Here is a 10514-nt window from a genome sequence, read left to right as displayed (position 1 = left end):
CCGATCTACGCCGGCAACGCGCTGGAGACCGTGCAATCCTCCGACGCCAAGAAGGTGATCACCGTCAGGCCCACCGTCTTCAAGGCGGCGGCGGACGGCGGCTCGGCCAAGGTCGAGACCATCCCCGCGCCCGCGAAGCCCGCCAAGACCCACTTCGTCGACCAGAAGCTGGTGAAGTCGGAGCGTCCGGAACTCTCGGGCGCCAAGATCGTGGTCTCCGGCGGCCGGGCGATGGGCTCGGCGGAAGAGTTCCACAAGGTGATCGAGCCGCTCGCCGACAAGCTGGGCGCCGCGGTCGGCGCGTCCCGCGCAGCCGTCGACGCCGGCTATGCGCCGAACGACTACCAGGTCGGCCAGACCGGCAAGGTGGTGGCGCCGGAACTCTACATCGCCATCGGCATCTCGGGCGCCATCCAGCACCTGGCCGGCATGAAGGATTCCAAGGTGATCGTGGCGATCAACAAGGACGCCGACGCGCCGATCTTCCAGGTCGCCGACTACGGCCTGGTGGCCGACTACAAGACCGCCGTGCCGGAGCTGATGGCCGCCCTCACCGCCGCAGGCAAATAGGCCGACGCCGAACAAAAAATGGAAGGGGCGGCCCCTCGCGGACCGCCCCTTTTTGTTTGACCGATAGGCCCCGGAGAGCCGGCCTCAACGCGCGTCGGCCTGGACGACCGGACCCGACCCGACGTTGAGGGTCACCGCGCCGTCGAGCAATCCGGCCGGCGCATCGGCCAGCACGATCTTCCGCAGCACCGCCGCGACGGCGCGGTCGACCTCAGGGGAGCCGGAGGTGCGGATGACCTGCACGCTGGTGAGGTGTCCGTCGGGGCTCACCTTGGCGCGGACCGAAACGGCATGGGTTGCGGTGTCGACGCCCGCCGCGCGCAGCAGGGCTTCGGCCTTGGCGTTGGCCCGTTGGGCATACTGGTCCGACTCGGAGGGAGCCGCATGGGAAGCGGCGGCGGCGAACAGCAGGGCGCTCACGCCCGCCAGGAGGAGGGAGGTCTTCATGGTCTTTACGTCCTTGTTTTGACTGTTCAAAAACCGCGGCGCCGCAAGCTTCAGGTGGGGATCGCGCCGGCCGGTTACGAACGATAGATTTTGCTCGAGGTTGTTACTTGAGCTAACAACCGAGACCGTGAGACGCCTGCCGCCCTTCTTCGCCCTTCGCGCCCTCGAAGCCGCCGCCCGGCATCGCAGCTACAGCCGCGCGGCAGGCGAGCTCGCCGTCACCCACGGCGCCGTCAGCCAGCAGATCCGGCGGCTGGAGGCCGAGCTCGGCGCCCGCCTGTTCCGCCGCCAGGGCAACGGGATGATCCCGACGCCGGAGGCCGTGCGCCTGGCGGACCACGTCGCGAAGGCGCTGAAGATCCTGGGGGACGCCGTCGCGGATTTCACCTCGTCCGCGGACCGCGACCCGCTGGTGGTGAGCCTGGATCCGCAGTTCGGCGCCCGCTGGCTGCCGTCGCGCCTGCCCAAGCTGCTGGCTGACCCGGCGGGCGGCAACCTGGAGCTGCGGGTCGAGGGCCGCATGGCCGACTTCGTGACCGATGGCGTGGACGTCGGCATCCGCTACGGCCACGGGCAGGAGCATGGCATCGAGAAGGCCCTCCTGTTCCGCGAGCAGCTGTTCCCGGTTTGCAGCCCGGCGCTGGCCGGGCGCGAGGCGATCAACACGGCGGAGGACCTGCTCCGCGCGCCCCTGCTGCGCCACAAGCACCGGCCCTGGAGTTTGTGGTTCTCAGGCTTCGACCTGCCGGAGCCGGCGCCGTCCGGTCCCGAGTTCGAGGACTCGCTGATGGTGCTGGACGCCGCCGCCCAGGGCATGGGCGTGGCCCTGGCCCGGTCCAGCCTCGTCCAGCAGGACCTGGCGAGCGGGCGCCTGGTGCGGCTGCTGCCGGAGGCGGTGGAGAACGAGTTCGCCTTCTATGTCGCCTGGCGCGCGGACAGCCCCAAGTTGCGCCGCATCCACGCGCTGCGCGACTGGCTGGTGGCGGAAAGCGCGGCGGAATCCAGCGTCGCCCCGATGGACGGCTTCTAGCGCCGGCCGGGCGCCACGCTGCGCCGCAGCAAAAGCCTTGCGGCGGTACGGCGCCGGTATGTTAGAACGCCGTCACAAAAAATAAGGCCGCCCAAGCTGCGGCCGCTCATCGAGGCTCTGCTGAATGGTGCAAATTAAGTCGGTCGGCGTCATCGGCGCGGGCCAGATGGGGACCGGTATCGCCCATGTGGTGGCGCTTGGCGGCTACGACGTCCTGCTGCACGACGTGAGCGCCGAGCGGCTGGAAGCCGGCATGAGCCTGATCCACCACAACCTGACCCGCCAGGTGGTGCGCGGCATCATCGACCAGGCGGCGATGGACGCGGCGCTGACCCGCATCAAGCCTGTCGACGAGCTGCAGGCCATCGGCGGCACGGACCTCGCGATCGAGGCGGCCACTGAGAACGAAGAGACCAAGAAGACCATCTTCAAGGCGCTGGGGCCGCACCTCTCCGACAAGACGCTGCTGGCCTCCAACACCTCCTCGATCTCGATCACCCGGCTGGCCGCGGCCACCGACCGGCCGGACCGGTTCATCGGCCTGCATTTCATGAACCCGGCCCCCCTGATGAAGCTCGTGGAGATCATCCGCGGCATCGCCACCGGCCCCGAGACCTACGAGACCGCGGTGCAGTTCGCCCAGTCGCTGGGCAAGACCACCGCCAACGCCGAGGACTTCCCCGCCTTCATCGTCAACCGCGTCCTGGTGCCGATGATCAACGAAGCGATCTACACCCTCTACGAGGGAGTCGGCACCGTGGAGGCCATCGACACGGCCATGCGGCTGGGCGCCAACCATCCGATGGGGCCGCTGGAGCTCGGCGACTTCATCGGCCTCGACACCGTGCTCTCGATCATGAACGTGCTCTACGAGGGCCTGGCGGATAGCAAGTACCGCCCCTGTCCGCTGCTGGTGAAGTACGTCGAGGCCGGCTGGCTCGGCCGCAAGGCCGGCCGCGGCTTCTACGACTACCGCGGCGAACACCCGATCCCGACGCGGTAAGGGGCGGGTTCAACATCCTTCTCCCCTTGTGGGAGAAGGTGGCAGCCGAAGGCTGACGGATGTGGGGTCGCGCTCCGTCATCCGCGCGAAACTAAGCATCGGGTGAAGCTGAGGTTTCTGAGAGACCCCACATCCGACCTGCTGCGCAGGCCACCTTCTCCCACAGGGGGAGAAGGACAGTGCATCTTGAGCATCTCAAATTCTGGGAACCGGGCCGAGCTCGTCCACTGCGGCCAGGATGCGATCCGCCACCACGTCGGGCGCACTGCGGATTTCCTGATTGCTGAATCTCAGCACCCGGAAACCCTTCGCCTCAAGCCAGGCGTCGCGGATCGCGTCGCGCGCCGGATCATGGAAGGGACCGTCGGCTTCCACGATAAGACGATGCCTGAGGCAGAGGAAGTCGAGGACGTAAGGCCCCATCGGCGTCTGGCGGCGGAACTTCAATCCGCCGAGCTTCCGCTGGCGAAGGCGGCTCCACAACAGCCGTTCCGTCGCGCTCGGATTGCTTCGCAGGGCCCGCGCCCGCTTGACCATCGCCTTGCGGTCCATGGCTCAGCTTAGGTGGAGCTGCGAGGATTTTCGACCCCACATCCGACCCGCTTCGCGGGCCACCTTCTCCCACAAGGGGAGAAGGGATCTAGGAAGCGATCGCCCAGGCTCCCCGCTCATCCCCGCGAAGGCGGGGACCCAGGCTTTTTTCGTTTCGGCGTCCCCGGCCGGCGGCGCAGCCGCACCAGCTGGCGTTTCAGGCGCCCGATGCTGCGTTCCGCCGGTCCCGCCCGTGAGCCCTCTGCGATCATCAGGATCTGATCCTCGTACCACTCCTCGCGGAACTCGCACGCCTGCGCCACGGCCGCGGCGAAGTTGCGGTCGCGCATCCAGCGGCGCAGCTTGCCCTGCGACGGCGCCCCGGCAGCCGGCTGAAGCTCGCGAACGAGCCGCCTTTGACGATGTGGTCCACCACCTCCTCGACCACCGGCTCCGGCACGACCGGAGCCGCCGCCCGCCGCGCCGCGCCGCGAAGATCCTCCGCAGCACCGCGTCGAACTCCGGCTGCTCGCGCCGCCACCGCGCCAGGGTCACCGAGCCGGGCAACTCCGGATCGGCCGCCAGGATGTCCTCCAGCTTCAGCCCCTTGTTCATCCGCACGACGATCCGGTCCGCCAGGGCGCGATCGAAGTCCCGCCGCCGGGCGAGACCCCACGCACGGGCCCGCGCATCCCGCCCCTGCCGCAGGGCGAACGCCGCCTCCGCGAACGGCGGATGCGCGATCTTCCAGCGCCGATAGGTTTCCCGCGACGGCATCCCCGGCCGCCCGACCAGCGACTTGACCGGCTGCCCTGCCCGCGCCCGCGCCAGGAACGCCTGCGCCTTCGCCTCGTCGAAGGCCCACAGCCGCCGCCAGGCCGCCCGCCGCCGAGCCGCCGACAGCGCCTCGCCGGACGCCGCATCGTCCTTAGCCCAAGTCCGCACCGCGTCCTTGGCAGGCAAGCCGGGCGAGGCGCAGATGGCCCCTAGCGTCTCGCCCGCCTCCACCCGCGCCACGATCTCCGCCTTCAGGCGCGCGGCGTCACGGCGGTAGCGGCTGGGCATGGCGGGAGGATAGCACCGCCATGCCAGAATGTGAACAAATAGAGAACAATCCGAGCCTCATCCAAGCGGACCTCGGGAACCGGCGTTCAGCCGCCCACTGGGCCAACGACGATCAACGAGAGCAGGAGCAAGAGGAAGAAAAGGCCTGCAACGATGCACAAGGCCGAGGACGCGAGGAGGATCAACCAGTAGAGGACCGGAGTGCTTTCGCGTCTAGCCGACCACCCGATGGCATTGAAAACCCCTGTCCGAAGGGCAGTGATGCTCTGCCAGGTGAATAGGCTTGTGAACGCGGCCACGAAGGCGAGGGCGACATAGATCATGTTCCGCGAAGATACGGTTTGAGCGATCGTCCGCAATAGGTCGTCTCCCGCCAGAAGCCCCTGACCGGGAAGCGGACGTTCGCGCCTGCGCCACGCCCAGGGCCAGAAAGCAGACGCGGCGGACGGCAGGAAGGGGTGGGGAGCGGAAATTCAGCCCGGGACGTTGAACCGAGCTTTTCGGATAATCAGAGGTCGAAGCTCCTCCAGACTTCGAGGAAGCCGTGCGTTAAGCGTCAACAGGTTGGGGCCGTCAGCAGTCGGCACGAGGACCACCAGACCGTCGACTGGATCATCTCCCGGCGAAAGAAGGCCGGCTGTCCCCATTCCGGCAACATGTGGGGGGGTGACGAAGCGCACCAAGTGGCTGGTCCGGCTACCCATTACGTCACCGGGGTATGGACCGGTGGGAAGCGGCCCGACGTCAAGCCCCTTGAAGTTCTCGTCTCCTATGAAACCGCGCTGATCGGGGAAGTACCGCGCAATCGCATGGGCAACAGACCAGCGCCCCGAGGTGCCGCCGTACTCGTAGGAGACCTCCACTGCCGGCCCCGGCGTCTTGAAGCGCTGATCTGCGAAAAATTGCTCGGAGGAGTGCAGCTCGGGCGTCACGAGGAGCGTCGTGCCGCTGGACCCATAGAGGCCAAAGCAATGCCAGCCTCTCGGCGCGAGCACGCCGGGCCCTTCAGCGGACGCATAGTAGGCCACCTTTGACGCAAGCGGCGCCGGGATCGACGGCACGCGAACCGACCTGGGCGCGTGCTGTGGTCCGAGCTGTCCATCCGACGCGCAGCCCACGAGGGTCGCCGGTAGCTCCCGCGAATAAGACGGTAGCGCAACGGCGAGTTGGGCCGCGGCCACGATCAATCCGAACATGGAAGTCGCCCTGAGCATTCGGCAGATTCACCTTTACGCGGGACGTCCGCAATGGGTCGTCTCCCGCCAGAAGCCCCTGACGGGGAAGCGGACGTTCGTGCCTGCGCCACGCCCAGGGCCAGAAAGCAGACGCGGCGGACGGCAGGACGGGGTGGGAAGGGGACACAGCCTAGCCGCCTCTCCCCCCGCGAAGCGGAGAGGGAGAGTATAAAGGAGAGGGCGGCGCAGGCTTGGCCGTCTCCCGAACCTTGGACCCGATCCCGCTGCGGGCCCTCGATGCAATCCAGCCGCGTCGAAGGCGCCTGCGCCGCCCTCTCCCTACCCTTTCCCTCTCCGCTTCGCGGGGGGAGAGGCGAGCGTCCGGTCACGGTCGGGGCTGTCAGCCATAGGTGGCCGCAAAGCGGAACCGCTCGAAGGCTGAAAGGGGTCGAACCCGGGCTTTGGACCTCTCGCCTGGAGCGGACCCTGGCTGAGGTTATGAGTACGCGCTCCCGCCGGCCGCGTCAGTTGCGCGTCGGGATGATCACCGGCAGCTTTTCGTAGCCCTTCACGAACGACGAGTTCACCAGTGTCGGCGTGCCGACCACCTCGATCTTGGGGAAGCGCTTGAGGATTTCTTCCCAGATGATCTTCAGCTGCAGCTCGGCCAGCCGGTTGCCCACGCAGCGGTGGATGCCGAAGCCGAACGACATGTGGTGCCGCGCGCGCTCGCGGTCGATGATGTAGTCGTTGGGCCGCTCGATCACTTCCTCGTCGCGGTTGCCCGAGACGTACCACATGGCCACCTTGTCGCCCTTCCGGATGGTCTTACCGCCGATCTCCACGTCCTCCATGGCGGTGCGGCGCATATAGGCCAGCGGGGTCTGCCAGCGGATGGTCTCCGAGACCATCGAGGGGATCAGCTCCGGGTTCTCACGCAGCTTCCGGTCCTGGTCGGGGTTCTGGTGCAGCGCCAGCACCGAGCCGGAGATGGTGTTGCGCGTCGTGTCGTTGCCGCCGACGATCAGGAGGATCAGGTTCCCGAGGTACTCCATGCGGTCCATGTCGCGGGTGGCCTCGCCGTGGCAGAGCATGGAGATCAGGTCGGGCTTCGGGGGGGCGTTCACCCGCTCGTTCCAAAGCCGCATGAAGTAGTCGACGCATTCGAACAGCTCGGCGCGCCGCTCGTTCTCGGCGATCTCCGGGTCGGTGGAGCTGAAGATGCCGCTGTCGGGAGAGGCGGTGGCGACGTCCGACCAGCGGGTCAGCTTGCGGCGGTCTTCCCAGGGGAAGTCGAACAGGGTCGCCAGCGTCATGGTGGTGAGCTCGATGGAGACCTTGTCCACCCAATCGAACTCTACGCCGATCGGGCAGTCGTCGAGGATCTTGGCGGCCCGCTCGCGGATGATCGGCTCCAGGTTGGCGAGGTTATGGCCGGCGACGATCGGGCTGACGGTCTTGCGCTGCACGTCGTGCTTGGGCGGGTCCATGGCGATGAACATCGGAAGCGTGAAGTCTTCCGCGGGGTCGGGCAGGACGATGGTCGGCTCGGACGAGAACCGCTCGTGGTCGGAATCCACCGCCATGATGTCGTTGAACTTCACCACCGACCAGTAGCCGCCGATGTCCTCCTCGCCGCTCTCGGCCCAGTGCACCGGGTCCTCGGCGCGCAGGCGCTCGAAGTAGGGGCCCCAGGTGTCGGTGCGGAAGATCTCCGGGTCCGCCGGGTTGATCTCGCCGAGCGGCATGGCGTAGGCGGCGTCGCGGGCCGCGCGCTTCACATCGATCGAGCCGTCGTCCATGGCCGATGTCCTTTTGGCAGCGGCCCGGGCGAGGCCGCCTCAGCCCTATTATTCGCGCGGAACGGCCTCAAGGGGAAGCCGGCGCTGAGCGGAAGGCCACGCCAAGGAGCGCCTTAACCGAATTGTAGACCTTGCCGGCCATCCTTAACGGCGTCGGCTTCGTCACCGGAGAGTGGATTGGTTGGGCGCCCACCAGACCGGTCGTATCGGAGCCTGAGGGGCCTCGAAAGCACGGCGTCGACGAGCCGTGTCCTCAACCTGGCCGCGGTGGCCAGCCAGAACGCCCGCGATCCGGACTACCTCTCCTCGCCGTTCTTCAAGGCGGCCAGCCTGAACGGCGCGGTGGTCGTCAAGCACCGGCTGCGCGCCGACGAGCAGTTCGTGTTCGAGGCGCCGCGGCAGACCTCCACCAAGCTGATCATCCCGTTCGAGCGGACCGACCTCAGCCTGGGCGGGCGCTCGCTGTTCGTGGGCCAGCGCGGCTGGGAAGACATGCTCTGCGACCTGCGCGGCGACCGGGACGACGAGGCCCGCGACGTCGCCCTGCTGGAAGCCATCGACGAACTGCCCTCGCTCGATCCGTTCCTGCTGCGCGAGCACCTGAGGCGCCGGGATTTCAAGATCGCCAGCTGCTATTTCGCGATCTCGCTGGCCGATATCGACCGCATGCAGCGCTTCGTGTCCGGCGAGATCTCCAAGCTGGTCGACCTGGCCTACGGCGGCAAGGGTGACGGCGCGCCCAACGCCGGCATCACCAAGCTGGTGGTCCTGCTGCTCTCGGGCGAGGACGACGACCGGCTCGACCCGCTGCGGGTGACGCTGGGGCTGGAGGGCGACGAGTTTCGCGAAGGCGTCTTCTGCTGGAAGGGCTTCCTCTATTACAAGTGGGTGCTGAACAGCCTGTGGCCGGAGCTGCGCGACGTCGTCGCCGAGCTGACCGAGATTAAGGTAGTCGGCCCGCGGGACGATGAGCTGCTGGGTCAGGTCAAGGCCGCCGGCGCACAGGTGAACCAGGCGATCCTTGGCCAGGTGCGCCAGGTGCGCGACACCCTGCAGGTCTACGACGACGCCTTCACCGAGCTGACCCACGCCGGCAACCCCATGGCCTTCCGCAGCTTTCTCCTCAAGTCGCCGGGGATGTTCATCACGCTCGGCGAACGCACCGGCACGGTCTCGCACATCGCCAGCTTCTGGCGCTATCGGTTCCCCAAGGGACGGCCGCTGAAGGTCGGGTTGGACGAGCTGTTCGAAATCCTGCAGGATTTCCGCCACGGCCTTTCGGGCGAGGAAAAGACCCACAAGTCGGCCCCGGCGCCGCCGCTTTACGTGGACGAGCCGCTGCCCGATCCCCACAGCGCGGAGCCGATCGGCAAGGCGGTGTAGGCGGAGGACAGCCGATGGCGACGCTAGAAGGCGGATGCGCTTGCGGGGCGGTGCGCTACCGCCTGACCTCCGGGCCGATGATCGTCCACTGCTGCCACTGCCGCGACTGCCAGCGCCAGACCGGCGGGGCCTTCGCCGTCAACGCCCTGATCGAAACCGACCGCATCGAGCTGCTGAGCGGCGAGCCGGCGGCGATCTCCATGCCGACCGACAGCGGCCGCCCGCACGACATCTACCGCTGCCAGGCCTGCGCGACGGCGCTGTGGTCCGACTACGGGCGACGGCCCGCGCTGCGGTTCGTGCGGGCCACGACGCTCGACGATCCCGAGGCCCTGCCGCCCGACGCGCACATCGTCACGCGCTCGAAGCTGCCATGGGTCGGCCTGCCGCCGGAGGTCCCGGCGTTCGAGATCTACTACGAGATGGCCGAGCTCTGGCGGCCGGAGAGCCTCGCGCGGCGCAGGGCGATCCTCGGCGGCGGTTAGTCAACCGTCAGGCGTTGAAGTTGAGCTTCAGGCCCGGGCGCGGCCAGCGGACCTTGTAGAGCTTGCCGGTGGACGAGGCGGTGATCCAGGCGTCCATCATGTCCGCCCCGCCGAAGCAGATGTTGGTGCAGACCAGATCGGGGAACGGGTAGTGCTCGGTCTCGCCGGACGGGTCGAAGGCGGTGATGCCGCCGTTGATGATGGTGGCGACGCAGACCTTGCCGCCGGCCTCCACCGCCAGCGAGTCGAGGTAGCTGAAGCCGTCGAGGTTCTTGACCACCCGGCCGGGCGCGAAGCCGGCAGGCGGGGCCAGCACGCCGGGCTCGGCGACGTCGAACGCCCACAGGCGGGCGAGCTGGGTGTCGGCGGCGTAGACGGTCGTCTCGTCGGGCGACAGGCCCACGCCGTTGGGGGCGATCAGGTGGTCGCGCTGGCGGCTGATGTGGCTGCCGTCGGCCTTGGCGTAGTAGAGCGCGCCGAACTTGCGGCCCTCGGGCGTCGAGCAGCCGTGGTCGGTGAACCAGAAGCCGCCCTGCCTGTCGAACACCAGGTCGTTGGGCCCGATCAGCCGGCGGCCCTCGCAGGCCTCGTAGACCGTCTCCAACTTGCCGGACTTCAGGTCGTAGCGCTGGATCATGCCGCCGACGTGGCTGGCCGGCGTCGGCCCGGGGATGGTCAGGCCCTGGTTGTCCAGCCACTCGAAGGAGCCGCCGTTGTTGGTGATCCAGATGGCGCCGTCCGGGCCGATGGCCGCCCCGTTGGGGCCGCCGCCGGTCTCGACCAGGGTCTCCTTCTGGCCGCCCGGGCGCACGCGGGTGAGCCGCTGGCCCTTGATCTCGGTCAGGACGACCGAGCCGTCGGCCATGGCGATCGGGCCTTCGGGGAACTCGAAGCCCTCGGCGACCAGCTGCATGTCCATGGCGCGTCCCTCCCGTTCTTGTTGCTGCGACCATAGCGAAGGATCAGCGGCGTTCCAGCACCCGGATGGTGAAGGGATAGTCGTCGTCCTCGCCGGCGGGGTAG

11 protein-coding genes are annotated in these 10514 nt (G+C 68.1%); 5 read left to right on the top strand and 6 right to left on the bottom strand.

What is annotated here, in order from left to right; all coding sequences use genetic code 11:
- On the top strand, positions 1-570 hold a 570-nt coding region (locus tag JWP28_RS15755), incomplete at its 5' end, for an electron transfer flavoprotein subunit alpha/FixB family protein (RefSeq protein WP_299544365.1).
- Positions 571-654: 84 nt separating this feature from the next.
- On the opposite strand, the gene JWP28_RS15750 is transcribed toward JWP28_RS15755, so the two are convergent.
- Complete coding sequence (locus JWP28_RS15750; RefSeq protein ID WP_299544364.1) at positions 655-1017, bottom strand: TonB family protein; 363 nt, start codon at positions 1015-1017, stop codon at positions 655-657.
- Between the two features lie 127 nt (positions 1018-1144).
- Here JWP28_RS15750 and JWP28_RS15745 point away from each other — a divergent pair, with 127 nt between their 5' ends.
- Together JWP28_RS15745 and JWP28_RS15740 are read left to right on the top strand one after the other, a co-directional pair.
- Positions 1145-2047, top strand: coding sequence for a LysR substrate-binding domain-containing protein (locus JWP28_RS15745; RefSeq protein WP_299544362.1), 903 nt, complete (start codon positions 1145-1147; stop codon positions 2045-2047).
- A gap of 124 nt (positions 2048-2171) precedes the next feature.
- Entirely contained in the window at positions 2172-3050 is an 879-nt protein-coding gene (locus JWP28_RS15740; protein ID WP_299544360.1) for a 3-hydroxybutyryl-CoA dehydrogenase, read from the top strand.
- Positions 3051-3245: 195 nt separating this feature from the next.
- On the opposite strand, the gene JWP28_RS15735 is transcribed toward JWP28_RS15740, so the two are convergent.
- The 4 genes from JWP28_RS15735 to JWP28_RS15720 form a co-directional block, all read right to left on the bottom strand.
- Positions 3246-3602: a DUF559 domain-containing protein gene (locus JWP28_RS15735; RefSeq protein WP_299544358.1), complete on the bottom strand. Its 357-nt coding sequence runs from the start codon at positions 3600-3602 to the stop codon at positions 3246-3248.
- A gap of 3 nt (positions 3603-3605) precedes the next feature.
- Positions 3606-4646: a hypothetical protein gene (locus JWP28_RS15730; RefSeq protein WP_299544356.1), complete on the bottom strand. Its 1041-nt coding sequence runs from the start codon at positions 4644-4646 to the stop codon at positions 3606-3608.
- 473 nt (positions 4647-5119) lie between these two features.
- Positions 5120-5842, bottom strand: a complete 723-nt coding sequence (locus JWP28_RS15725; RefSeq protein WP_299544353.1) for a hypothetical protein — start codon at positions 5840-5842, stop codon at positions 5120-5122.
- Between the two features lie 503 nt (positions 5843-6345).
- Entirely contained in the window at positions 6346-7623 is a 1278-nt protein-coding gene (locus JWP28_RS15720) for a cytochrome P450 (RefSeq protein WP_299544350.1), read from the bottom strand.
- A gap of 177 nt (positions 7624-7800) precedes the next feature.
- Between JWP28_RS15720 and JWP28_RS15715 the strand changes: the two genes are divergently transcribed.
- Together JWP28_RS15715 and JWP28_RS15710 are read left to right on the top strand one after the other, a co-directional pair.
- On the top strand, positions 7801-9006 hold the full coding sequence (locus JWP28_RS15715) for a hypothetical protein (RefSeq protein ID WP_299544348.1): 1206 nt from the start codon (positions 7801-7803) through the stop codon (positions 9004-9006).
- 14 nt (positions 9007-9020) lie between these two features.
- Complete coding sequence (locus JWP28_RS15710; protein WP_299544346.1) at positions 9021-9491, top strand: GFA family protein; 471 nt, start codon at positions 9021-9023, stop codon at positions 9489-9491.
- 7 nt (positions 9492-9498) lie between these two features.
- Here the strand turns inward: JWP28_RS15710 and JWP28_RS15705 are convergent, their stop codons facing one another.
- Positions 9499-10410 (bottom strand): SMP-30/gluconolactonase/LRE family protein, encoded by a 912-nt coding sequence (locus JWP28_RS15705; protein WP_299544343.1) that lies wholly within the window; start codon positions 10408-10410, stop codon positions 9499-9501.
- Between the last annotated feature and the right edge of the window lie 104 nt (positions 10411-10514).

Source organism: Phenylobacterium sp., assembly GCF_028290885.1.
In the GTDB taxonomy this organism is placed as follows: Bacteria; Pseudomonadota; Alphaproteobacteria; order Caulobacterales; family Caulobacteraceae; genus Phenylobacterium.
Note: the sequence above shows the minus strand (reverse complement) of the source record. Positions and strands in the feature narration are given on the sequence as shown.